This is a genomic window from Streptomyces sp. NPDC002306, from assembly GCF_053593435.1.
In genome coordinates this window covers 300,750-325,138 of the sequence record NZ_JBSFCK010000002.1, presented here as the reverse complement: position 1 = coordinate 325,138, position 24,389 = coordinate 300,750, and the positions used below count along the sequence as shown (strand labels likewise).

General features: G+C 71.1%; 20 protein-coding genes, 1 tRNA gene and 1 pseudogene. 13 read left to right on the top strand and 9 right to left on the bottom strand.

Features of this window, described 5'->3' with window-relative positions; all coding sequences use genetic code 11:
* The first annotated feature begins 4 nt into the window (after positions 1-4).
* The 6 genes from pstA (at position 5) to pstB (ending at position 9,962) form a co-directional block, all read left to right on the top strand.
* Positions 5-1,495, top strand: coding sequence for a phosphate ABC transporter permease PstA (gene pstA / locus ACWCQK_RS05840; RefSeq protein ID WP_451152313.1), 1,491 nt, complete (start codon positions 5-7; stop codon positions 1,493-1,495).
* Positions 1,495-3,210 carry a phosphate ABC transporter substrate-binding protein PstS gene (pstS, locus tag ACWCQK_RS05835; RefSeq protein ID WP_451152311.1) on the top strand — a complete coding sequence of 572 codons (1,716 nt, stop codon included), beginning with the start codon at positions 1,495-1,497 and terminating at the stop codon, positions 3,208-3,210. The genes pstA and pstS overlap by 1 nt, the downstream gene beginning before the upstream one ends.
* Entirely contained in the window at positions 3,207-5,819 is a 2,613-nt protein-coding gene (locus ACWCQK_RS05830) for a hypothetical protein (RefSeq protein WP_451152309.1), read from the top strand. Before pstS ends, ACWCQK_RS05830 begins: the two co-directional genes overlap by 4 nt.
* Before the next feature lie 157 nt (positions 5,820-5,976).
* Complete coding sequence (locus ACWCQK_RS05825) at positions 5,977-7,971, top strand: Ig-like domain repeat protein (RefSeq protein WP_451152307.1); 1,995 nt, start codon at positions 5,977-5,979, stop codon at positions 7,969-7,971.
* 189 nt (positions 7,972-8,160) lie between these two features.
* Entirely contained in the window at positions 8,161-9,069 is a 909-nt protein-coding gene (locus ACWCQK_RS05820; RefSeq protein WP_451152305.1) for a sortase, read from the top strand.
* Positions 9,070-9,167: 98 nt separating this feature from the next.
* The gene (gene pstB / locus ACWCQK_RS05815) at positions 9,168-9,962 is read left to right on the top strand and encodes a phosphate ABC transporter ATP-binding protein PstB (RefSeq protein WP_451152960.1); all 795 of its coding nucleotides are present in this window, start codon (positions 9,168-9,170) and stop codon (positions 9,960-9,962) included.
* Between the two features lie 66 nt (positions 9,963-10,028).
* Here the strand turns inward: pstB and ACWCQK_RS05810 are convergent, their stop codons facing one another.
* Positions 10,029-10,718 carry a FadR/GntR family transcriptional regulator gene (locus tag ACWCQK_RS05810; protein ID WP_451152303.1) on the bottom strand — a complete coding sequence of 230 codons (690 nt, stop codon included), beginning with the start codon at positions 10,716-10,718 and terminating at the stop codon, positions 10,029-10,031.
* 141 nt (positions 10,719-10,859) lie between these two features.
* Here ACWCQK_RS05810 and ACWCQK_RS05805 point away from each other — a divergent pair, with 141 nt between their 5' ends.
* From ACWCQK_RS05805 to ACWCQK_RS05795, 3 genes are all read left to right on the top strand, one after another.
* Positions 10,860-11,669, top strand: coding sequence for an ABC transporter ATP-binding protein (locus ACWCQK_RS05805; protein WP_451152301.1), 810 nt, complete (start codon positions 10,860-10,862; stop codon positions 11,667-11,669).
* 176 nt (positions 11,670-11,845) lie between these two features.
* The gene (locus ACWCQK_RS05800) at positions 11,846-12,904 is read left to right on the top strand and encodes a PucR family transcriptional regulator (protein WP_451152299.1); all 1,059 of its coding nucleotides are present in this window, start codon (positions 11,846-11,848) and stop codon (positions 12,902-12,904) included.
* Between the two features lie 97 nt (positions 12,905-13,001).
* Positions 13,002-14,009 (top strand): NAD-dependent epimerase/dehydratase family protein, encoded by a 1,008-nt coding sequence (locus ACWCQK_RS05795; RefSeq protein ID WP_451152297.1) that lies wholly within the window; start codon positions 13,002-13,004, stop codon positions 14,007-14,009.
* Positions 14,010-14,128: 119 nt separating this feature from the next.
* On the opposite strand, the gene ACWCQK_RS05790 is transcribed toward ACWCQK_RS05795, so the two are convergent.
* The 5 genes from ACWCQK_RS05790 to ACWCQK_RS05770 all read right to left on the bottom strand — a co-directional run bounded on the left by ACWCQK_RS05790 (position 14,129) and on the right by ACWCQK_RS05770 (position 18,052).
* Positions 14,129-15,001 (bottom strand): hypothetical protein, encoded by an 873-nt coding sequence (locus ACWCQK_RS05790; protein ID WP_451152295.1) that lies wholly within the window; start codon positions 14,999-15,001, stop codon positions 14,129-14,131.
* 9 nt (positions 15,002-15,010) lie between these two features.
* Positions 15,011-15,544, bottom strand: a complete 534-nt coding sequence (locus ACWCQK_RS05785; protein WP_451152293.1) for a SigE family RNA polymerase sigma factor — start codon at positions 15,542-15,544, stop codon at positions 15,011-15,013.
* 235 nt (positions 15,545-15,779) lie between these two features.
* Positions 15,780-16,610 carry a hypothetical protein gene (locus tag ACWCQK_RS05780; RefSeq protein WP_451152291.1) on the bottom strand — a complete coding sequence of 277 codons (831 nt, stop codon included), beginning with the start codon at positions 16,608-16,610 and terminating at the stop codon, positions 15,780-15,782.
* Between the two features lie 303 nt (positions 16,611-16,913).
* Complete coding sequence (locus tag ACWCQK_RS05775; RefSeq protein ID WP_451152289.1) at positions 16,914-17,687, bottom strand: polysaccharide deacetylase family protein; 774 nt, start codon at positions 17,685-17,687, stop codon at positions 16,914-16,916.
* 92 nt (positions 17,688-17,779) lie between these two features.
* Entirely contained in the window at positions 17,780-18,052 is a 273-nt protein-coding gene (locus ACWCQK_RS05770; protein WP_451152287.1) for a hypothetical protein, read from the bottom strand.
* An 88-nt stretch (positions 18,053-18,140) separates the two neighbouring features.
* Between ACWCQK_RS05770 and ACWCQK_RS05765 the strand changes: the two genes are divergently transcribed.
* The 3 genes from ACWCQK_RS05765 to ACWCQK_RS05755 all read left to right on the top strand — a co-directional run bounded on the left by ACWCQK_RS05765 (position 18,141) and on the right by ACWCQK_RS05755 (position 21,460).
* The gene (locus ACWCQK_RS05765) at positions 18,141-18,611 is read left to right on the top strand and encodes a VOC family protein (protein ID WP_451152285.1); all 471 of its coding nucleotides are present in this window, start codon (positions 18,141-18,143) and stop codon (positions 18,609-18,611) included.
* Between the two features lie 139 nt (positions 18,612-18,750).
* On the top strand, positions 18,751-20,316 hold the full coding sequence (locus ACWCQK_RS05760) for a hypothetical protein (protein ID WP_451152283.1): 1,566 nt from the start codon (positions 18,751-18,753) through the stop codon (positions 20,314-20,316).
* A 778-nt stretch (positions 20,317-21,094) separates the two neighbouring features.
* Complete coding sequence (locus ACWCQK_RS05755) at positions 21,095-21,460, top strand: hypothetical protein (RefSeq protein ID WP_451152281.1); 366 nt, start codon at positions 21,095-21,097, stop codon at positions 21,458-21,460.
* 104 nt (positions 21,461-21,564) lie between these two features.
* Here ACWCQK_RS05755 and ACWCQK_RS05750 read toward each other — a convergent pair whose 3' ends face one another.
* Both ACWCQK_RS05750 and ACWCQK_RS05745 read right to left on the bottom strand, forming a co-directional pair.
* Complete coding sequence (locus ACWCQK_RS05750; protein ID WP_451152279.1) at positions 21,565-21,864, bottom strand: hypothetical protein; 300 nt, start codon at positions 21,862-21,864, stop codon at positions 21,565-21,567.
* A gap of 657 nt (positions 21,865-22,521) precedes the next feature.
* A complete protein-coding gene (locus ACWCQK_RS05745) occupies positions 22,522-23,409 on the bottom strand; it encodes a prohibitin family protein (protein ID WP_451152277.1) in 888 nt (295 codons plus the stop codon).
* A 364-nt stretch (positions 23,410-23,773) separates the two neighbouring features.
* On the opposite strand from ACWCQK_RS05745, the pseudogene ACWCQK_RS05740 reads away from it, so the two are divergent.
* A pseudogene (locus tag ACWCQK_RS05740) lies at positions 23,774-23,983 on the top strand (tyrosine-type recombinase/integrase); the annotation flags it as partial.
* A 49-nt stretch (positions 23,984-24,032) separates the two neighbouring features.
* Here ACWCQK_RS05740 and ACWCQK_RS05735 read toward each other — a convergent pair.
* A tRNA-Gly gene (locus ACWCQK_RS05735) sits at positions 24,033-24,106 on the bottom strand.
* Positions 24,107-24,389 lie beyond the last annotated feature (283 nt).

Here is a 24,389-nt window from a genome sequence, read left to right as displayed (position 1 = left end):
TGACATGACCATCGTGGAACAGTCCCAGCTCACGCCTGCCGCAGCGGTCCCGCTCGGTACCGGCGTGCCCCCCGTGGCCGTCGAACTCCCGGACCAGCCCCGGCGGGTCGGCGGAGCCACCCGCTCCGGGGTCCTGTCGCTGTGGGGCGCCGCCCTCTCGGGGCTGTGCGTGACCGAGCTGCTGTTCGGTGAACTCGCCCCGCTGTCAGGCGCGTTGGGCTTCACCGTCGTCGCGTACCTGTCGTCCCTCCTCATCTACGCCGTGCTCATCGGGCTGGAGGAGAACCGCCAGGCCGTATGGGACCGCGTGATGACCGTCGTGCTGTGGACGGTGGCACTGCTGCTGTTCTCGGCGCTCGTCCTCGTCGTCGGGTTCACCGCCTGGCGCGGGCGCGAGGCCCTGCCGCACCTCAACTTCTTCACCCAGGACATGCAGGCGGCCGGCCCGCTGGACCCGCTCAGCAACGGCGGCATCACCCACGCGATGCTCGGCTCGCTCATCATGATCACGATCGCTCTCGTGATCACCGTCCCGCTCGGGCTCGCCACCGCGGTCTACCTCAACCAGATACCGGGCCGCTTCTCCCGGCTGGTGCGCACCATCGTCGAGGCGATGACCGCGCTGCCGTCGATCGTGGCCGGTCTGACGGTGTTCGCCGTGTTCATCCTCAACCTCGGCATGCAGAAGTCCGGTCTGGCGGCGGGCCTCGCGATCAGCGTGATGATGCTGCCGATCGTGATCCGGGCGGCGGACGTGGTGCTGCGGCTGGTGCCGGGCACGCTGAACGAGGCCGCGGAGGCGCTGGGCGCGCCGCGCTGGCGGACGGTGTGGCACGTGGTGCTGCCGACGGCCCGTTCCGGCCTCGCCACCTCGGTCATCCTCGGCACCGCCCGAGGCATCGGCGAGACCTCGCCGGTCCTGCTCACCGCGGGCTTCACGGCCGGGCTGAACGCGGACCCGACGAGCGGGCCGATGATCTCGCTGCCGCTCGCGGTCTTCAACTTCGTCAAGTCGCCCGAGCCCACGATGATCTCCCGCGGGTTCGGCGCGGCCACGGTGCTGATGGCGCTGGTGCTGATCATGTTCGTGATCGCCCGGATCATCGGCGGTCGCGGGCCCGGCCAGCAGAACCGCCGCCAGGCTCGCCGGGCCGCCCGGGCCTCGCGCCGCGACGTCGTCCGGATGGCCGAACTGCACGCGCCCGGGCTGTCGCTCTTCAAGGACGCGCCCGCATCGGACCAGGCCGTACACGTCGAGGACGCCCGTCCCGTCGAGGACGCGCCCCCCGTCGAGGACACGCTCCCGTCGCAGCGCCCCGCAGAGGCCGAGGACGCCCCGCAGGTCGAGGACGCCACCGACGTCCAGGACTCCCGGCCCCCCGAGGACCCCGCGCCCGCCGACGCCGGCGACCACGGCGCGAGCAGCGCCACCCCCGCCAAGCCCCTTCCCGCCCCCGGACACAACCCCGTCGAGGACACCGGAGAGACCGACTGATGCTCAGCCACTTCATCCCCCGACTCCGGCGCCTGCGCGCGTCGGCGACCCTCGGCGCGGTGTTCGGCGTGCTCGTCGCGCTGCTGGCCGGCCCGCTGGCCGCGCCCGCCGCGGCCGACAGCTACACGCCGATCTCCGGAGCGGGTTCCACCTGGGCGGAGAACGCCGTCGCCGAATGGCGCCGGGCCGTCAACCAGTACGGCATGCGGATCTCGTACGCCGGAAACGGATCGTCCGACGGCCGCCGGCAGTTCCTCAGCGGCACCGTCGACTTCGCGGTCTCCGACATCCCGTTCCAGACCCACCCGACGGACGGCTCGGCGGCCGAACGGCCGGGCGCGGGATCGTACGCGTACATGCCGATCGTGGCCGGCGGCACCGTCTTCATGTACCACCTGACGGTCAACGGCAAGCGGGTGACGAACCTGCGGCTCTCCGGCGACGTCGTCACGAAGATCTTCACCGGAGCGGTCAAGAGCTGGGACGACCCGGTGATCAAGGCCGACAACCCGGGGGTACAGCTGCCGCACCGCACCATCGTCCCGGTGGTGCGCTCGGACGGCTCCGGCTCCACGGCCCAGTTCACGATGTGGATGGCCGACCAGCACAAGTCGCTGTGGCAGTCCTACTGCGGCAAGGTCGGCCGCGCCAAGGCCTGCGGACAGACCTCGAACTACCCGACTCTGCCCGGCATGATCGCCCAGTCCGGCGACCTCGGCGTGGCGGGATACGTGGCCCAGAACTACGGTGAGGGCGCCATCGGGTACGTCAACTACTCGTACGCGCTCAACGCGCACTACCCGGTCGCCAAGGTCCTCAACCACGCGGGCTACTACACCGAGCCCACCCCGCGGAACGTCGCGGTGTCGCTGCTCAAGGCGAAGATCAACACCAACAAGAGCTCCGCGGACTACCTCACGCAGCAGCTCAAGGGTGTGTACACCGACTCCGACAAGCGCAACTATCCGCTGTCCAGCTACTCGTACATGATCCTGCCGCTGAAGGTGCAGGGCACCTTCACCAAGGCCAAGGGCAAGACGCTCGGCGCGTTCTCCTACTACTTCATGTGCCAGGGCCAGCAGCGGGCGCCCCAGCTCGGCTACTCGCCGCTGCCGATCAACCTGGTGAAGGCGGGCTTCGACCAGATCCGCCGGATCCCGGGCGTGCAGACGAAGAACGTCAATCTCAAGGGCTGCAACAACCCCACCTTCAGCGCCGACGGCCACAACAAGCTCGCCGAGACCGCGCCCTACCCGAAGGCCTGTGACAAGAAGGGCGCCGCGCCCTGCACCTCGGGCAGCGGTGGCGCCAAGTCCAACGGCACCGGCGGTGGTTCGGGCGGCACGTCCGGCGGCTCGGCCTCCGGCGGCGCGGCCGCGGGCGGCGCCTCGGGCGGGAGCGACGGCGGTACGACCGGCGCGGGTGGCACGACCGGCGGCGCACAGGCGTCCGTCGACCCCGACACCGGACAGACCCTCTCGCCCGGCGGCAACTCCTCCGGCGGTTCCGGCGGCGGCGCGTCCGTCGACGACACGATCGCCCTCGCCCAGCCGGTCACCGTGGCCGCCGAGCACGGCTGGACCAGCACGCAGACGCTGATGCTGCTGGCCGCGTTCCTGGTGCTCGGTCTGGTGCTGCTGCCCTCGCTGGTGTCCCGGCTGATCGCCGGCGCCCGTGGCGCGGACGACCGTGTCGGCGACGGGAGTGCGCGATGAAGCGCCTGCGCAACATCCTCGCCCGGGTGGTCGCCGGCGCCGCGGTCGGCGCCCTCGCCGGACTCGCCGTCGCCCAGTCGGCGCCCAGCGCCACCGCCGCGGACGCCCCGGCCTCCGCCGTCACCGTCTCCGGACGCGGCGAGTTCAAGGACATGAAGTTCACGGTGAGCCAGACCAAGCGGCTCACCAGCCAGGCGATCACCGTGAGTTGGGAACACGGCGCCCCGAGCACCTTCGCGGGCACGCTGTTCAACACCGACTTCGTGCAGATCATGCAGTGCTGGGGCGACGACGACGGCACCGTGCCGTCCAACCCCGGCCCGTCGCGCACCCAGTGCCAGTACGGCGCCTCCCCGACCACCGACCGGGGCAGCTGGCCCGGCAACGAGTACGACGACACCCGCAAGGTCTTCTACAGCGCCGACCCCACCAACTACGGCCAGGACGACCGGTACGGCGCCGCCGGCGTGAACGGCCTCGGCGAGGTCCCCTTCAAGTCCGTCGACGGCACGCTGATCACCAGCGGAACCCAGAACAACGCCTTCTTCAACCGCAACACCACCAACGAGGTCGACTTCGCCCGCACCAGCGCCGACGGCAGCGGCAAGGAGTACTTCGAGGTACAGACCGCCAACGAGGCCCCGCACCTCGGCTGCGGCATGCCGGTCAAGACCGGTGGCGTCACCAAGCCCCGCTCCTGCTGGCTGGTGATCGTCCCGCAGGGCCACCTCGACCTCGACGGCAAGCCGTACGCGGACCACAGCATCGTCAACGCGGGCTCCCCGGTCTCCTCCACCAACTGGAAGAACCGCATCGCGGTCAAGCTCGACTTCAACTCGGTCGGCACCAACTGCGCGCTGGGCTCCGACGAGCGCCCCACCACCGGCAGTGAGCTCGCCGCCGACGCCATGACCAGCTGGCAGGCGGCCCTGTGCCCGACCGGCAAGGTCTTCGGCTACACCGAGTACGGCGAGCCCGACACCCGCGCCCGGCTCGCCTCGGACGGCTCCACCGGGCTGGCCTTCACCACCCGCGCCCTGGGCGCCGACGAGGGCACCACCGCCCCGCCCGGCACCACCACCTACGCGCCGGTCGCGCTGTCCGGGACCGTCATCGGCTTCACGATCGAACGCAGGCCCCGCGCCGGGGCGCCCGAGGACATCCGCAAGCAGGCCGGCACCAAGGTCGAATCGATCGACCTGAGCCCCCGCCTGGTCGCCAAGCTGCTCACCGAGTCGTACCGCAACTCCCCCTGGGGCGCGGTGATCGGCGGGACGCCCAGCAAGAAGTACGGGTGGGCCAAGAACAACCCGGCGGGCCTGGCGAGCGACCCCGACTTCATCGCGCTCAACCCCCAGTTCGCGTATCTGTCGGTCGCCGAGACCCCGGCCACGGACACCGACCTGGTCACCTCGCTCGGCCACACCGACACCGCCCGCGCGCTGTGGCAGTGGGTCCTGTCCGACACGGACGCCCGGCAGTTCCTCGCCGGGGTGTCCGACGACTGGGGCATGCGGGTGAACCCGTACTACTCCACCAACGCGGACCTGAACCCCACCCACACCGCCTTCGACCCGGCGCACACCGACGACTACCCGAAGAACGACCCCTGGTGCACGATCCCGCCGGGCACCGACGCCACCCTCCAGCAGTGCATGATCGACTTCCACCCGTACGTGGACGACCTGCACGCCGGAGCCCTGCACACCCGGCGCGCGGACACCCTGTGGAAGTCGAGCTGGGACGCGCTGGCCAACCCGCCCGCGTTCAAGAGCCCCGGCCCGCAGACGGTCGGTTCCCGGTTCATGATCACTGTGACCGACGCGGCGTCCGCCGCCCGCTACGGGCTGCAGACCGCCCGGCTGCGCAACGCGGCGGGACGCTTCGTCGCCCCCTCCACCGCCTCCCTGACCGCCGCCGCGGCGAGCGCGTCCGGGGCCGGCGCCCCGGAGATCGACCCGGGCAAGGCCACCGCCAAGGGCGCCTACCCGCTGTCCCAGCTCGTCTACGCGGCCGTACGGCCCGGCTCGCTGAAGGCCGACGCCCGCCAGGACTACGCGGCACTGCTGCGGTACGCGGCCGGCGCCGGCCAGGTCAGCGGCGCCGACCCGGGCCGCCTGCCGGTCGGCTACGCCCCGCTGTCGAAGACGCTGCGGCAGCACGCGGTGAAGGCCGCCGACGCCCTGGCCGACTACACCGCCCCGGCCGGCTCGGGCTCCGGCGACACCGGAGGCGACGGCGGGACGTCCGGTTCCGGCGGCGCCACGGGCGGCGGGGACACCGGCGGCGGCACGGACGGCGGCACCACGACGTCCGGCACGGACGGCGGCACGAGCGCCACGCCCGTCGGCAAGCCGTCGTACGACGGTGGCCTGGCCGTACGGACCACGGCCGCCGGCAACACCCCGGCCGACCCGGCGAACTCCCTGCGCTACGCCGTCCCGGTCGGTGCCGCACTCGGTGCGGCCGCCGCCCTGGGCGCCCCCTTCGCGGGCGGCGGCCGGCTTCGGCTGCCGCTGCGGATGCCGCTGCCGGGAGGCCGCACCGTCACCCTCGTACCGGAACTCACACTGCCGGAACGGCTGCGCAGGATCCTGCCGCCGCGGTGACACCCCGGAGCCCGCACGGGCTCCCCACAGACGGCCGCCCGCCCCGAAAGGCAGTCGGGGCGGACGGCTCGTACCACCCTGCCAGATCCTCCCCGAGCTCTCGGCTCCGTCCGAGCAGTGGGGTGGCCCCCGTCGCACAATCATCAGGAGATTCTCCATGCGCAGAACGCGCTCTACGGCGGCCCTGGTCGCCGCAGCAGTGGTGGCCGGCGGCCTGGCTCTCGCGAGCCCGGTGTATGCCGACCCCACCCCCGCCGGCACCTACCGCACGCTCGTGGGCGTGGGCTCCGACACCACGCAGGACGTGCTCAACGCCCTCGCCGGTGACTTGGTGAACGGCACGAGCTACAGCGACAAGGCCGTGAAGTCCGAGAGTGGCGCGGGCATCGCCTCCTACGACGCGATCGAGCCCGGGACCGGCTCGACCACGTCGTCCATCCAGACCCGTCAGGCGGGCCCGTCCTTCCTGCGCCCGAACGGCTCCGGCAAGGGCCGTCTGGCGCTGAGCCAGGCGCTGACCGGCGACAAGTACCCGGACAGCTCCGGTGTCACCATCAAGGGCCAGGTCGACTTCGCCCGCTCCTCCAGTGGTCCGAGCACCTCCGGCAGCGCGCTGACCTACATCCCGTTCGCCCGGGACGCCGTCGGTGTCGCGGTCAAGGGCTCCGCCCTGGACAACCTGACCGTCGACGACCTGCACGACATCTACGCCGGCACGACCACCGTGTTCAAGGGTCAGACCGTGCACCCGAAGATCCCGCAGGCCGGCTCCGGCACGCGCAAGTTCTTCCTGGGCGCCATCGGCCTCACCGACGCCACGATCTCCCCCAGCATCCCGACGGTCCAGGAGAACCAGGCCGACAACGTCATCACCGAGGACGGCGCGCTGGTGCCGTTCTCCGTGGGCAGCTGGATCGCCCAGAACAACGACGTCGCCCCCGACCACAGCAAGCAGGCGGCCGCCGCCGGCGGTCACCTGGCCAGCGTCCAGCTGCCCGGTGACACCGGCCCCACCACCCCGGTGACGACGGTCAACGGCAACCTCGCCCCGGTCAACGGCTACTACGAGAACGCGACCTTCGGCCGCGACGTCTACAACGTCGTCCCGACCCGCGCGATCGACCCGACCAGCATCTTCTTCGACAAGGACCTCTACGACGTCTTCGTCACCAGCGGCAGCCACACCGCCGCGATGGCGTCCGACACCGCCGAGAAGGTCATCGCGGACTTCGGCTTCGTGAACGAGCTCTACAACGGCTCGATCAACCCGGCCAAGCACGCCAAGCTCGGCGGCCTGGAGGAGTCGGGCATCGACACCTCGGTGCCGGCCAAGCCCGTCCTGAAGGCCACCCTCGGCGACGCGAGCGTCAAGCTCAACTGGACCGCTCCGGCCCCCACCGGCCTGCCGCTCACCGACTACCGGGTCACGCTGACCGGCTCGGACGGCGCCGTCGTGGCCACCAAGGACGTCCCGGCCACCACCACGTCGTACTCCTTCACCAACCTGGCGAACGGCACCTACACGGCCACCGTCTCCGGCGCCAACCTCAACGGCACGGGCGCGGGCGCCACCTGGACCGGTGCGGTCCGCTACTCCAGCACCACGAAGGCCAGCGTCGCCGCCACCGCCTACGGCAAGGCGCCCAAGGTCTCCGTCACCGTCACCGGCACGCACGGGTCCGTCCCGTCCGGCAAGGTCACGGTCAAGGAGGGCGCCACCACCCTCGGCACCGCCACCCTGAGCAGCACCGGCAAGGCGACCGTCACCCTGTCGGCCCACCTCAAGGTCGCCACCCACGCGCTGACCGTCTCCTTCGGCGGCAGCACCAAGCTCAACACCTCCTCGGCGTCCGTGTCGCTGAAGGTCACCAAGGCGACGCCGTCGGTCAGCGTCTCCGCGCCGACCTCGGTCAAGCACACCGCCCGTGGCAAGGTCACCGTCCGGGTCGCCGCGACCGGCACGACCCCGGGCGGCACCGTCCGCATCTACGAGGGCAGCCGCGTCATCGCCACCGGCACGCTGAGCGGCGGCAAGGTGACCATCACCCTGCCGAAGCTGAGCCGCGCTCGTCACACCCTGCACGCGTACTACGCGGGCTCGACGACGGTGAACACCCGCAACGGTGTGAACTTCACCATCAAGTCCACCTGATCAGCACCCTGTTGATCGTCGTCTGACCTGCCGGGGAGAGCGCGGACACCGCGGTCTCCCCGGCAGGCAGGCGTCACCACGAACCACCGCACACGTCGTGCGCCTCGTACACGTCGTGCGTCTCGCACACCTTGTGCACCTCGTACACCCAGCACTTCCAGCACACTTCCAGCGAAGGAGGCGGGCCCCGTGACGGTCGCCGTACAGACACCCCTCGCACCGGTCCAGGCCCTGCCGCGCGCGCGGAGCATCACCGCCGTCCGCCACCTCGCCCGAGGCGGTCTGCTGAGCGTCGCCGCCCTGCTGCTCGGCATCACCGTGCAACTGCTGCTGCTCAGCGGCGCACAGGAACACTCCGCACAGCAGGCCGCGTTCGACCAGCTGCGCAACCAACTCGCCCTGGGCACCGCCCCCGTCGCCCAGACCGACCAGGAGGGTCATCTGCACGCGCCGGGCACGCCCATGGCGCTGCTGAAGATCCCCTCCCTCGGTGTCCAGCAGGTCGTCCTGGAGGGCACCGACTCCTCCGTCATGACCGACGGACCCGGACACCGCCGGGACACCCCCCTGCCGGGCCAGTCCGGCACCAGCGTGCTGCTGGGCCGGGCCGACGCGTACGGCGGCCCGTTCGGGCGGCTGGCCGAGCTCGCCGAGGGCGACAGGATCACGGTGGTCACCGGACAGGGCAAGGCGACGTACGAGGTCATCGGCACCCGGCGGGCCGGAGACCCGGCGCCCGCCTCGGTGGCCGCGGGTGCGGGCCGACTGGTCCTGATCACCGCCACCGGCCCCCACTACATGCCGAACGGTCTGCTGCGCGTGGACGCCGACCTGATCTCCGCGCCCTTCCAGACGCCGGCGGCCGTCATCCGGTCCGGCACGCTGCCGGCGGCCGAACAGCCGCTGGCCCGCCCGGCCGGAGTGCCCTGGGCGCTGGTGATGTGGCTCCAGGCGCTGCTGGCCGCCGCGGTCGCCGCGGTATGGGCGTGGCACCGCTGGGGCCGGCAGCAGACCTGGATCGTCTTCGCGCCGGTCGTCGCGGTCCTGGGGCTCCAGGTCGCCACCCGCACCACCGAACTCCTGCCCAACCTCCTGTGACCGACCGCCCTTCGAGCTCCACCGTGAACTCGCGAACCGAGGTACCCGCCGTGACCGACACGCTCAACTCCCCCGCCGACACCGTCGTCCTGCCCCCGCTGTCCGGGGCGTCCCCGGCTCCCGCGACGCTCGAGGCCCGCGCGGTCTCGGCCTGGTTCGGCACCCGCAAGGTCCTCGAGCAGGTCTCCCTGACCATGCCGGCCGGGCAGGTCACCGCCCTGATCGGCCCCTCGGGCTGCGGCAAGTCGACGTTCCTGCGCACGCTCAACCGGATGCACGAGCTGATCCCGGCGGCGCAGATGGCGGGCGAGGTCCTCTTCGAGGGCGACGACATCTACGGGCCGGGACGGCGGCTGACGGACGCCCGTCGGCGCATCGGCATGGTCTTCCAGAAGCCGAACCCGTTCCCCGTCATGTCGATCTACGACAACGTGGTGGCGGGCCTGAAGCTGACGGGCACGCGGGTGTCCCGCCGGGAGAAGGACGAGCTGGTCGAGGAGTCCCTGACCCGGGCCGGCCTGTGGAAGGAGGTCAGGGACCGGCTGCGGCAGCCCGGTGGCGCCCTCTCCGGCGGTCAGCAGCAGCGTCTGTGCATCGCGCGGGCCCTCGCCGTGCGTCCCCGGGTGCTGCTGATGGATGAGCCCTGCTCGGCGCTGGACCCGACCTCCACCCGCCGCGTCGAGGAGACGATCCACGAGCTCGCCGACCAGGTGACCATCGTGATCGTCACCCACAACATGCAGCAGGCGGCCCGTGTCTCCCGGCAGTGCGCCTTCTTCCTCGCCGAACAGGGCACCCCGGGCGGGATCGTCGAGCACGGCCCGACCGAGCAGATCTTCGGCACCCCCGAGGACCCGCGCACCGCGGACTACGTGGCGGGCCGCTTCGGCTGATCCACACGGTGGCTGCGGCTGCGGCCGCGGTCACCGTCACGGGTCATGGCCGCGCCCGCGGACCTGTCACAAGGAGTGGAGCTGGGCGAGGGTGCGGCGGAGTTCCTCCCGCAGGGTGCGGCCCGCCGCCTCGGCGTCCTTGCGGGTGACGGCGGCGACCAGCTCGGCGTGCGTGGCGTCGCCGTGGTGGGGATCGTCCGCGCGCAGCCCCAGCAGCTCGACGAGGTCGGTCAGGCCGCGCCGCAGCACGGGTACGAACTCGGTGAACAGCCCGGTCAGTACCGGGTTGTGGGCGGCGGCGACCAGGGCCGCGTGCAGCGCGATGTCGGCGTCGACGAACTCGGCGTCGCCCGCGCTCCCGGCGGCGCGGCGACCGGCCAGGGCCGCGTCCAGGGCCGTGAGATCGTCGTCGGTGCGCCGCTGGGCCGCCAGCCGGACGGCCTCGACCTCGACGAGCATCCGGACCTCGTAGACGTCGGTGACGGCCGCCCGGCGCAGACGGGTGGACCAGTCCTCGTCCGGCCGGGTCGCTATGACGAAGACACCCGAACCCTGCCGCGCCCGCACCAGTCCGGCCCCGGCCAGCGCGCGCAGCGCCTCCCGGACGGTCGACCGGCCCACGCCGAGGGACTTGGCCAGGGTGGTCTCGCCGGGCAGTTTCGTCCCCACCGTCCAGTCGCCGCCCGTGATCTGCGCGCGCAGCCGCTCGGTGGCCTGCTCGACCAGCGGGGAGGGACGCAGGGCATCCAGTGGCATCGGAGATCCGCCTTTCCCTGACTCCTCAGGTTGTCTGAGGAGTGCCCGGGTGGTTACCGTACCCGGCATGTCGCCGCGCAAGCCAACTCCCCCGGGCCGCTGCCACCATGTGGCCTCCTCCCTCGTGATCGGGGCCTGATCGTGGACACGGTTCCGGTCCTGCGGGTGTCGGACGTGGACGTCGTCCGCGACGGCGACCCGATCCTGCGCGAGGTGTCGCTCACCGTGCGGGCCGGTGAGCACTGGGCCCTGCTCGGCGCCAACGGCGCGGGCAAGAGCACCCTGCTCGGTCTCCTCGGCGCCCTCGCCCACCCCACCCGCGGCACGGTGGAGGTCCTGGGGCACCGGCTGGGCCGGGTCGACCTGCGCCAACTGCGCTCCCACGTCGGTCACGTCGACCCGCGGCACGCGCCGAACTCGCCCCTCAGGGTCCGGGACGTCGTCCTGACCGGCCTGACCAACACCGTCGAGCGCGTCCCGCGCTGGAGCCCGACGCCCGAACAGAGCGCGGCGGCCGACCGGTTGATCGGTCTGCTGGGTCTGGCCGACCGGCGGGAGGCCCGCTGGCCGACGCTCTCCCAGGGGGAGCGGGGCCGTGCCCTGATCGCCCGGGCCCTGATGCCCAGCCCCCGGCTGCTGCTGCTCGACGAGCCCGCCACCGGTCTCGACGTCGGCGGCCGTGAGCAACTCATCGAGCGGATCGACGCGTTGCAGCACACCTACCCCGCGCTCGCCTCGGTCCTGGTCACCCACCACCTGGAGGAACTTCCCCCCGGGACGACCCATGTGCTGCTGCTGCGCGACGGGCGGTGCCTGGCCTCCGGCCCCGCCGCCGAGGTCCTCACGAGCGACCAGGTCAGCGAGTGCTTCGGCCATCCCGTGCGACTCAGCCGGGCCGACGGCCGATGGAGCGTACGGGCCGGACGCCGCGCCGGGGCACCTCTCGGCTGAGAGCGCGGGCTGCCAGCGTCCCCGCGCCCCGGCGCCCCGAGTGCTCCCGCGCCCCCGCGCCCCGACGTTCCCCCGTCCCGGTGTCCGGGCGGGAGAGCGTGGCGGTGTTCACTGGGGTCTGCCGGCTGGTCGGCGTCAGGGAAACGTCGCCGGCGCGTCAAGAAAACGGGGGCGGGATGGCGGATCACGACATACCCGAGCACTATCTGGACGGCTACGCCCGGCTTCTGGCGGACGCCGCGGCCACCGGCCGCCGTCTGACCCGAGCCGAGGTCGAGTCACGGCGCGCGCTGGGCGAGCGGGCCGCCGTGTCGGGCCACGGACTGCGCGCCCTGGTCGGCGCGCATCTGGCCGCCACCCGCGCCGCCTGGCCCGGCACCCCCGGCTCGGCCGACAGCGCCCTGGCGGCGATGCATCAGGTCGTCGACGCCTTCGTCGAGGGCTACGAGCGCGCCCAGCGCGTCGCCGTACGGCAGGAGGAGGCCGCCCGGCGCCAGTTCATCGACGACCTGCTCTACGGACGCAGCGACCTGGGCCGCCTCGCCGAGCGCGCCGAACGCTTCGGCCTGCGCCTCTCCCACACGTACGCCGTCGCCGTCGTCCGCGGACCGGTCGCGTACGACGAAGGGGACCCGGCCGCCCGCCGGGTGGAGCACGCGATCATGGCCCGCTTCGGGGCCCGCAGCATCCTGTTCACCACGAAGGACGGCCGGATGCTGTGCGTCGCGCCGGGCGACCAGGACGAGGTGCTCACCCACTTCGCCCGGCAGGCGCACGCGGCGACGGACGGCGGACAGGTCGCGATCGGCCGCGCCCGGCCCGGCGCGGGCGGAGTCGTCCACTCCTACGAGGAGGCGCTCAACACCCTCGACCTGGCCGAGCGGCTCCAGCTCGACGACCCCGTCCTGCGCGCCGCCGACCTCCTGGTCTACCCGGTGCTCACCCGTGACCGGGAGGCCATGGCCGACCTCGTCCTCGAGACCCTCAGCCCGCTCACCACCGCCCGCGGCGGCGCCCAGCCCCTGCTGGACACCCTCACCGCCTACTTCGACTCCGGCTGCGTCGCCGCCGAGGCAGCCCGGCGCCTGTCCCTGAGCGTGCGCGCCCTGACCTACCGGCTGGCCCGCATCCACCAGCTCACCGGCATCGACCCGACGTCCCCGACCCACCGTTACACGCTCCAGACCGCCGTCATCGGGGCCCGCATCCTCGACTGGCCGGCCAAGGACTTCTGAGGACCGCCCGGGGCTTCGCCGCGGCGGGTCTTACGGACCCGTGACGTGTCCGGCGTGGCGATGGAGCGGCGCGGGTCGGGGACCTAGCGTGCGAGCCATGCGTGTACTGGTCACCGGCGGTGCCGGGTTCATCGGGTCCCATGTCGTGGAGGCGCTGGCGGAACACGGGCACGAGCCCGTCGTGTTCGACGTGCGCGCGGCGCCGGACGCGGACGTCCGCGACGCGGCGGCGGTCGCCCGTGCGCTGTCCGGGGTGGACGCCGTGTGCCACCAGGCGGCGCTGGTCGGGCTCGGTGACGGCTTCGCCGACGCGGCGGAGTACGTCTCCCGCAACGACCTCGGCACCGCCGTGCTGCTCACGGCCATGGCCGACGCGGGGGTACGGCGGCTCGTGCTGGCCGGGTCGATGGTCGTCTACGGGGAGGGGCGCTACCTGTGCGCGCGGCACGAGGTGGTGCGGCCGGGACCGCGGGCCGTCGCCGACCTGGCGGCCGGGCGGTTCGAACCGCGGTGCCCGCACTGCGGTGACACGCTGACACCGGGCCTGGTCGGCGAGGACGCGCCGGCGGACCCGCGCAGCGTGTACGCGACCACCAAGCTCGCCCAGGAACACCTGGCCGCCGCGTGGGCCCGCGCGACCGACGGCTCGGCCGTGTCGCTGCGCTACCACAACGTGTACGGGCCCCGGATGCCGCGCGACACCCCGTACGCCGGCGTCGCCTCCTTCTTCCGCTCCGCGCTCGCCCGCGGCGAGGCACCGCGCGTCTACGAGGACGGCGCCCAGCGCCGGGACTTCGTGCACGTGCGGGACGTGGCCGCGGCCAATGTGGCCGCGCTCACGGCACCGCCCCGGGAGGGCACGCTGACCGCGTACAACACCGGCAGCGGTGAACCGCACACCGTCGGCGAGATGGCACGCACCCTCGCGAGCGCCTACGGCGGCCCCGAACCCGTCGTCACCGGCGAGTACCGCCTCGGCGACGTACGCCACATCACCGCGGATCCGTCCCGGCTGCACGCCGAACTGGGCTGGAAGGCAAGGGTCGGATTCCAGGAGGGGATGCGCGAGTTCGCCCGGGCCGGCCTGCGCGGGACCGCTCCCTAGCCACGGCGCCGTACGAGATGGACCACGCGGACGCGCGGATGACCGGAGTCGCGGACGCACGGTACCGCCCCTCCCGCGCTCCGCACGGGTGGGGCGGTACCGGCACGCACGCCCCGCTCTCAGCCGCCCACGGTGGTGGTCTGCTTCTTCTGCATCGGGTGCGTGTCGGCGTACCGCACCAGGTCGAGGAAGCGGGAGTCGCCGACAGCCGCGAGCAGTTCGTCAGTGGTGACGGGGGCGGAGGCCTTGGCGTTCCCGTCCGGGTAGACGGCGAGTCCGATGTCACTGTGCCCGTAGCGGAAACGGACCGAGGTGGCCATGGTCTCGGGCGAAGGGGTGGGCACGCGGAGCGAGGTGGCCTTGATGCCGCCTGGCAGCATGGCCTGCTGACAGCTTCCGCCCTTGTCGGCAAGAACGGCGGAGGGGCAGGGACCCGGGTCCGGGCTGTCGCCGGTGGGCCGTACGGAGAAGATGACGGTGAACACCTTCCCGTCTTCGGTTTGGCCCTGGTACTCCGACACGTTGAGGTCGACCGGCCGGATCAGGCCGACAGAGTCCGGCAGCAGTTTGTCGAGGAGGACAGCGGCCTGTTGCTGGAACCGCGCTCGCCGTTCCTGCTCGGTGGGGGGCAGGTTGGCCATGGACCGTTCGTCGTCGCTCGTGGGTTCGATGTGGACCGGCGTGCGGTAGGGCTCCGGTGTGTGGTCCGGTTCGGGTGACTCGTGTGGGGAGGGTGTGCCGCTCGTGGCAGGACGGACCGTCGTGGGTGAGCCCCCGACGGAAAGCGTCAGGGAGCCGAAGACCACGGCCCCGGCCGCACAGGCGATCCCGGCGGCGATCGCGAGACGGGCACGTGCCCTGCGGCGTCGGCCCTGGGCGACCGCGGCGGGCACCAAGTCGTGCAACGGGGGCAGTTCCGCGGCTGCGCTTTCCATCGCGTCCCTGACGAGCAGAGCGCTGTGGCGGGCTTCCTCGGTGATGTTTTCCTCCATGACGGTTCCTCAGCTCCCCGTGGCGTAGATGTGGGCCTCGCCCAGCCGGGCGCGCAGCTTTGCCAGGGAACGTGAGCACTGGTTCTTGACCGTGGACTCGCTGCACTTCAAGAGCGCGGCGACGGACTCGACGCTCTGGTCCTCCCAGTACCGCAGCACGACCATGGCGCGGGCCCTGGGCGGCAACTCGGCCAGTGCCGACATGAGCGTCACCCGCAGATCGGCCTGGTCCGCCGAGGGCCGGGGTCCGGGACGGGAATGGGCCAGCAACTCCCGCAGGCCACCCCGTCGTTCGGCCAGGTAGGTGCGGGCCAGCACGGTCCTCGCGTAGGCCTCGACGTGGTCGGCGGCACTCGCCGTGCGCCAGTGCTGGAACATCTTGGCAAGCGTGGTCTGCGTCAGGTCCCGGGCCGTGTCCGGGTCCCCGCACAGCAGGTACGCGGTCCGGTACAACCGTCTCTGACTCGCCTGCGCGAAGGCTTCGAAGCCCGCCGGCGCGCGGGATCCCCGCGACGCTTCGGAGCCTCGGCCGATGTCCGGCATGTGCTCTCCTCTCCGGGCCCGGTCAAGGGGCCCTACCCTGTCACCCCTCTTCAGAGCGCTGCCGCACCGTAAAGGTTGAAACCGAATTCCCCCGGTCCCGGCCAAAGCCGCCGACCGGCCGCGACCCGAAGGCACCCGTCGGGCCGCCGCACCGCACCGCGCTCCGCCCACCGGGCCGGACAGCGGAGAACCCCCGGGTCACCGATCCGGGGGTCCTCGTGGGGCGGGCGACGGCTCAGTGGTCGTCGCGGATGCTGGTCGCGATGCCGTTGCTGATCACGACCTCGGCGCTGAAGCCCTTCTTGGCGGCCGACTCCAGTTCGGCCTCGGTGCACTCGGTGCCGTCCTGGCCGCCCTCGCCCGTGTCCGTGTCACCGCAGATGTCGTCGTACCCCCGGATCTCGGTGTCCTCGGCGACGAGGAACTGCTGCTCGACGCCCTTCATGTCGGAGACCGTGTACTTGCCGGGAGCCAGGTAGGAGACATTGCCGAACCAGGTGCCGTTGACGCCCTTGCCCTTGTTGATCCCGTCGATGACGGAATCAGGGGAGCCGGAGCCGGAGTCGGACCCCGCGTCGGAGCCGGAACCGGAGTCGGACCCCGCGTCGGAGCCGGAACCGGTGTCCTCCCGGGCGGCCCGTCGCTCGGTCACCAGGGTCGCGACGCCGTTCTTCATCTCCACGTCGGCGCCCACGGCGGCCTTCTTGGCGGCCGCCTCCAACTGGTCCAGCGTGCAGGGCGCGTCCACCTTGGACCCCGCCGCGCCGCATATCGTGCCGACGCCGTAGACCTCGGTGTCGTCCGCCACCAGGAACTGTTGGTCGTCCCCGCCCGGTACGGACACGATGTACTTGCCCGGGGCGAGATAGGTGACCTCGCCGTTCTTGAACGAGCCGCTGACACCCTTGGCGTTCCTGGCGTCCGACGCCTTCTCCGCGACCGCCGCCGCGCCGGCTCCGCCGCTGCCGGACGAGCTGTCGTCGGTGCCGTTCTGGCACGCCGTCATCAGCAGCCCGGCGGTGATCGCGGCGGTGGCGAGGACGGCCTTGCGCAGGTGGCGGTTCATCACGGGAATTTCCTTCCGGGACGGGTGGTGGGAAGCCGGCCGTGTCCGGGCGCCGGTATCCCGCTCTGTGCCGACTATGAGGGACCCCGGAGCCCGCAGGTCACGCCCGTCTTGCCTTCAGGACACCGCGGTGGCACAGCCGTGACACGGCAACACATCGGCTGCGGGTGAGGCTCGCGTACGAGGTACTTCGCGTCGGGGATCAAGGCCGTCCGCCGCACCCCGGTGACGGCGGGCGACGGCCCCACCCGGTGTCGGGTACGTGCTTCGGTGAACCGCGGATCCCCGTACGACCGCGCTGACTCAGCGCACGGGAAACCCGAAGGAGTAGCCCTGCTCCTTGAGCCAGGGCAGGACGCGGCGCAGCGCTTCGACGGTCTGGGAGCGGTCGCCCCCCGCGTCGTGGAAGAGGAGCGTCGGCCCGTTGGGGAGTTCCCGCTCGACGGTGGCGACGATGGCGTCCGTGCCCGGCCGCTCGAAGTCCTTGGTGTCCACGTTCCAGCCGAGCGGGCGCATGCCCCGGGAAGCGGCGAGCTTGCGGCTGTCGGGGGTGAAGGCGCCGCCGGGGGCCCGGTAGTACATCGGCCGTACGCCCCCGGACGCCTCGGTGATCATGCGTTCGGCGTCGAGTATCTGCTGTGACCGGTAGGCCGGGGTCTTCTTGTCCATGGCGGTGTCGTGGGACACCGTGTGGTCGCACAGCCGGTGCCCGGCCGCGACCACCTGCTTCACGAGGTCCGGGTGGGCCTGAGCCTGCGTCCCCACCATGCAGAACGTGGCCTTCACCCCGTACTCCCTCAGCACGTCCAGGACTTGAGGGGTCCACACGGGGTCGGGACCGTCGTCGATGGTGATGTTGACGCCGCGCGGCCCCTTGTCCGAGGCGTGCGCGATGGTCAACGCGACCGCCTTGACGTCACCGCCCGGCCTGACCGTCGCGGTCGCCTTCGGCGCCGGGTCGCTCACCGCGTCGGCCTGCGCGGTCCACACCGAGGCACCGACGGCGAGCACCGTCACCCCGAGTGCCGCCCCGACCACCTTCGCGTACCAACCCCGCGCTCCGCCGTGCCGCGCCATGTCCGCCCCGCTTTCGCACCATGCCCCGTGGACCACCGGCCGCCTCGCGACCACTTGGCAGGACGAAGGACGGCACCCACGGGATCCGTCCGTTACCGATCACGGACAATCCCGGGGAAGTTCACGGACAACGGAGCCGAACAGAGCCCGACCGGATCACCACGTCCTCCGTTCGGCACGGAAGGCGACGTCGCCACCGTCACCGCGCCGGCCGTCGCGAGCAGCGCGGCGACCACCGCGTCCGTGCCGGTCACCTGGTCGGCGAAGACCGCGGGCGTGAAGCGGGGAGCCGGCGTCGGCACACCGATGATTTCCGCCCGCCGGGCCGGTCTGTCAGTACGTACGCCATCGAGCCATCGAGCCACCGAGCCACCGAGCCACCGAGCCACCGAGGCATCGAGGCATCGAGGCATCGAGGCATGAAGCCACCGAGCCACCGACTGGAGACCCACCATGACGAATCCCGCACAGCCCGGCCGCATGCTGTTCGTGAACATCCCCGTGGCGGACCTCGAACTCAGCAAGGCGTTCTTCGCCAAGCTCGGGTTCGGCTTCAACCCGCGGTTCACCGACGAGACCTCCGCCTGCATGCCGGTCGGCGAGCACGCCTTCGTCATGCTGCTCAGCCGCGAGAAGTTCGCGGAGTTCGCGAAGCTGCCGATGGCCGACCCGACCACCCACACGCTGGCGCTGTACTGCTTCAGCGTGGCGTCCCGCGACGAGGTCGACACGGTCAGCGCCGCCGCACTCGCGGCGGGCGGCTCCGAGGCGGATGGCGCCGAGGACTACGGCTTCATGTACTCACGCAGCTTCTACGACCTCGACGGCCACGGCTGGCAGGTCATGTGGATGGACCCGGCAGCGGTGGAGCAGGGCCCCGAGGCGTTCGCGGCCTCCACGCGGGACGCCGACACCCCGGCCTGACCCACCACCGCGCAGGCACGTGGGACACCGGACGCCGACGACCCTCCGGCCGATCGCCACGCCTTCATGGCCATGTCCGTGACATGGCTAGGATGGCCCGACCTCGGGGTTCGAGGGGGGATAGATGAGGGTGATGAGGGTGCGACGAAGAACGCTCGCTTTCGTCGGTGTGGCCGCGTTGGTGCCGCTGGTCGCCTCCGCCACTTCCGTGCAGGCGGCGTCGGCCTCACTGGCCGTCACCACGCTGGGGCGGAGCGGCGGCAAGGTCTCGACGACGGTCACCATCGTCGCCGTGCCGTCCGGGCAGAGCTACAGCGTCACGTCCGGCAAGCGGATCAGCCTGCCGGCGGGGCGCTACATCGCGATGACCGACATCTACGAGAGTCGCTCTGACGGTCGGAGCACCGACACCGTCGGCGCGATCGTCGTCAAGGTCTCGGGCAGCACGTCGGTGACGCTCGACGCGCGCAAGGGCAAGGCCGTCAAGGTGTCGCTCGACACGCCCGCCGACGTGACCGGCCCGGCGCGGATCAGCGCGCGGGTGTGCGCCGCCGTCAGCAACATGCCCTCCGCCTACAGCGCGGACGCCTGGAACGACGCGGGAGCCCTCTACGCCATCCCGAACTCCTCCAAGCTGCTGCAGTTCGGGTACATGGCGCAGTGGTCGGGCAACGACAGCTATGTCGCCGTGAAGAACACCACGGGCATCCCGGCCGCGCCCGGCGGGTCGTTCAAGCGGGCGAACATGGCGACGATGCGCTTCTCGGTACGCGGCGGTACGCAGATGGCCCGCCAGAACAGCACCGCGCTCCAGGCGCAGCCGAAGGTCGACGACTGCACGACCGACCTGATGGCCGGCGTCCACGACGACAACGCACCGTACAGCGCCACCGCCCATGTGACTCCCGGGACCTGGCAGCCGCGCGACGACATCCACGCGAGCAACGGCGACCACGTGGGCGGCGGTTTCCCTCAGGCCAGGACGCTGAAGGCGGGGCAGAGCGCCACCCAGTCCTTCGGCCGGGCCGTGTGGAGCCCGCTGCACTATCTGCCGACGGTCTGGCAGAAGTCCGTCTACTTCATCCCGGACGCCCTGATCGGTGACCCCGACGTGGGCATCAGCGGGGCCGACCCGACGAAGGAGACGGTGGTCCTGTCCAAGGGAAGCACCACCGTCAAGAAGAAGACCCTGACCAACTGGGGCGATGGCGACTCCGCGTTCTCCGCCCGCATCTCCTCGGCCGGCTGGTACCGCCTGACCGTCGACGCGCGTCGCTACCGTCCGGGCATCACCTTCCCCGCCGACATGCTGTCGTCGCGCACCACCCTCGACTGGCGCTTCAAGGCCGACCCGGCCAAGCCGGCCGTCGCGTCCGTCTTCCTGACCCGCTTCCTGCCCGCGGGGCTGAACACCCACAACCAGGCCGCACCGAACAGCACCACGAGGGTCGACGTGAGTGCCGTACGCGGCTCCCAGAACCCTGACGCGAAGTTCACCAAGGTGACCGCCAAGACCGTCCGGGTCTGGTCCTCCGCCGACGGCGGCAAGACCTGGAAGGCGGCGACGGTCAAGCACGTCGGCTCGACCTGGCAGGCGTCTGTGCACAACCCGGCCCAAGGCGCCGTCGCCCTGCGCTCCGAGGTGACCGACTCCGCCGGGGGCCGCTCGGTGCAGACGGTGTACCGCGCGTACGCCATCGGCTGAGCCCGCCACCACCGTCACGGAGAAAGGACGCCCGCACACCGACGCGGGCGTCCGCTCCGGCTGGGGCACAGGCAGCGGGAGCCCGTCAGACGTCGCTGTCAGGCGCGTGCGAGGCGCGCTGCCGACGGCGCTCGACCAAGTCACCGATCAGCAGAGCGCTCCAGAAGACTGCAAAAAGTGCGCTCGGCACCCGAAGGTAGATGGAGCTCCCGCTGCTCGCGGCGGTCCAGACACATCCGACTATCACCAGCAGGACGTACGCCGGACTCTCAAGCGGGGTATGTCTCCTGGCCATCGCTCCCCAACCTCGTCGGCGAACCTCTTCCTCCGTCACCGCGGACAGGAGGCCTCGGGCGTCGTGGTGACCGCGCCGAGGTTGATGTCTCGCGGCACACGGGCCCGTTGATGGTGAACGTAGCGCACCACGGCGTTCCTCCTCCGCACGCGCCGGCCGGGACGGACGCAGCACTCACTCTGTACATCGTGCGCCCCTCGGTAAACCGGCCACTCTTCTCGGCCCGATACCGATGTGCGCCATCGGCCGCCCGCTCGCACGGCATCGCCGGAACCATCACTTCAACGCCAGGCTCGGGGATGCCCGGTCGACTTCGGAGCCTCGCGACGCCGGCCGAGGCGCATGGATCACCGCCTCCCACCCACTAACTGAGCTCACAGACGGCCCGGTTCTGGACCTCGCAGATCCTGTGGCGGTGATGTGCACTGCCGAGGAAGGGGCCGACATTCCCTCCCCTGACCTGGGCCGATACCATCCCGCGTCATGAGACGATCAGTGATCGCCCTGGTGAGTGCGGGGGCGGCAGTTGTGCTCGCGGGCGGTGGGTACGCCATAGGCGCGGGCAGTCACAACGGCGCGACCGTGAAGTGCGAACAGACCACGCGGGAATTCGCGAAGCGCTCCGATCAGCTCAAGAAGCAGGTGCAGGGCGAAGATGACCGCTGGCAAGTGGTCACAGCGCAGACCGAGATCCTGGCCGTGGTCGTGAAGCAGAACCCGACCTGTTTTGATGCCGGGACGCGCTCGGCTGCGGAGGTCGTCCAGCGGCTTTCCGGGGGAGAGCAGGACGCGGTCAGGTGCGAGTTGATCGGCATCAAAGCCGGAGAGTGTTCGGTCCAGGCTTCCTGACAGCGGCGGACGGCTTGTGCGGCGACGCCTTGGGCCGGTGTCGGTTGCTGTACTTCGCTGCTGTACGGAGCGGTGATGTGTTCCCGACCCGGAGACCGTTGCCGTCATCCGAGGGTGCGCAGACCACGCTTCCGAAGCATCCAGAAGGCCAGGGCCGCCACGGTGAAGATCAGCACGAAGTTGAGAGCGTCCACGATCATGGCGACGGAGTAGGGCGCGTGCAGCAGGTGCGGCACCTTGGCACCGATCAACTCCACACCCATGAGCAGGGGGAGCCAGGCTGCGAAGAAGCGCCTGCTCTGATCGGGACTCGCTCCCTTCCGGACCTTGGTCCGTTCCCACCACCAGCCGCCGAGACTCGCGAGGACCAGCACGCACCCCAGCGCTACCACGGACCATTCCATGAAGCCGAGCATCACATCTCCTCATCGATCAGCGGGGATTCTCCTCTCGCGGGTGACAGCGGGCAATGGTCCAACCGGGCCGCTGTCGGACGCGCGAGGATCTTCCGCGGTGTTGATCCACCAGCATTCCGATGACGAGCGGCAACGGGACGTGGCGGCCGGGCTCGACGACATGCTGCGCACCCCGCCCGTCGGTCCGGACAACAAAGAACCCCCGGGTCTCGTGGACCTGAGGGTTTCGCCTGGAGCGGGTGACGAGAATCGAACTCGCGTGGCGCGTCGCGGTTCTGAACACCGCCGGGGAGTTCGATCCACCCCGGGCCTGACTGGGTTGTCCGGCTGATCGGCCCAGCTCCACCAGACGTGCCGACGAGTACACCTCCACAGCGAACGGCAGGGCCGCCGGCCGTCGTCCTCCCTCTAGGAGAGGACGAAGCCGCCGGACGCCATGGGCCGGCCGCAGTCGGACGGTGCAGATGGGCACTGGTCATGAGGGACCAAGAAGCACCCATCGCACCACGAGGTACACCGTGCCGAAGAGGACGAAGCCGCCCCCGCCGATCGAGGACGGCTCCAGCCTGAGGACGCCGGCACTCCTGCCTTACCGCGCTATCGGCGAGGCCTGCCCGCGATCCCCAAGCGCTGCCTGCGGCGGCCTCAGTTCTTGCTGCTGTCCACGATGACCGGCGTGCCGTTCGAGCCTGTACCGCACGGCACCGCGTACACCGGGTTGGCCTTCGCGGCTTCCTTGTATGCCTCCAGACACTGGTTGTACAGCACCCTGTCGCTCAGCGACTTCTCGATGATCTTGTTGGCGCGGGCGATGCCCTCCGCCTCGATCCGCTTGCGCTCCGCCTCCGCCTTGGCCGTACGCGCCGCCTCGGTGGTCCGCTCGGTGGCCTGCTCCTGCTGGATCTTCTTGTCGATCTGGCCCTGCAGCTTCTCCGATGGCCTCACATTGCGCAGGTTGACGGAGGTGACGTCGATCCCGCGCGGTGCCAGGCGCTTCCTGATGAGGTCGGCGATCTCCGAGCCGATCTGCTCGCGTGCGGAGGCGTAGCCCTCCTCACTGGTGTGCTTCGCGAAGACGTTGCGGATGATCTCGCGGCTGTCCGGAACCACCTGCCGCTCCTCGACGGCTTCCTCGCTGCCCGCCAGTCGGTACAGCTCGACCGCCTTGGTCGGCATCACTGCCCACTTGATGGTGACGTCCACGTACAGCACACCGCCCTGCGAGGAGCGAACCTCGACCACGTCCTTGTTGTTGAGGTTGAGGTCCACCGGGCGGGTGGAGAAGGCCGTGACGTCGGTGAACGGTGACTTGAAGTGGATGCCCGAGGTCAGCGGCGTGCCGATCTTGCCGAAGGTCACCGGCACACCGACCTCGGAGGCGCTCACGACATGGACGCAGGCGAAGGTGCCTGCCAGCACGCCCGCCACGGCACTGAGCGCCGCCCCGAGCTTCCAGCCTGGGGTGGTGCGGCCGCGGCCGACGAGAAAGAGCACCACTGCGGCTATCAGCAGCAGGATGGACAGCACGAACACAGGTATCCCCCTCCGGGAAAGTTTCCGCGCCGCCTGGGGCGCGGCCCGGCGCATCGTAGCGACCTCGGGTGACGGGCCGTATGCGGCCCGGATCAACCAAGAACCGCGGAGCCCCGTGAGCCTCAGTGAGCGGAGGACCGATGGCAGTTGGCGTGCGCAGGCGACGATGCCCTCACCTGGTGCGACCGTGAGCATGCGAAAGGGCCAGTGGAGGAGTTCGACACCGCCGGGGACGATCGACTGTTCGCCAACGAGCGTGGGGGAGTGGTCACTTCCACGAGGTACTGGCGTGTGGGGGACGAAACGCGGCACCTGGCGCTCACGCCGGAACGGGCAGCGTCACCGCCGACCGCTCGTCCCTTCGTCCACCCGTTCCGGTGCGACCCTGAAGGACACCATGGTGCGGGCCGGGCAGTCCTCCGAGGAGGCGGCGCTGATCTCTCAGCACTCCGACGACGAGCGACAGGAAGAGGTCGCCGCCGGCCTCGACGCCACCGTCCGTAAGGCTCGGGCCGCGGCCGCCGAGAAGGGGCACGGCCAGCGTTCTGGCACGGATCTGGCACGCGACATCTGATCACGGCGGACAGCAAAAAGGCCCGGGTCTATGACCTGGGCCTTCGTCGTGGAGCGGGTGACGAGAATCGAACTCGCGCTCTCAGCTTGGGAAGCTGATGTTCTACCATTAAACTACACCCGCGTAAGACGCCGGTTGAGCCGGTGTCCGAATGCTCGCTCACTCTACCTCATCGCAGGCCCCCGGCGCTGAAGCCGAGGGGCCCGCGCGCGTCTCAGGGGAGTGACGGGGCTGCGGGGGGCGGGAGTTGGGGCGTACGGTGGGGGTGTGGGAGAGGGTCCGGGCGGGGCCGGAGCGCCGCCTGGAGAGTCGTCCCTTTCATCCCGTAATGTGGCTTTCGTCGTCAGGGCATCCCAGCCAGACGCGGCTCTTTGGGGAAGGGACTCTAGGACTTGATGGAGCGCAC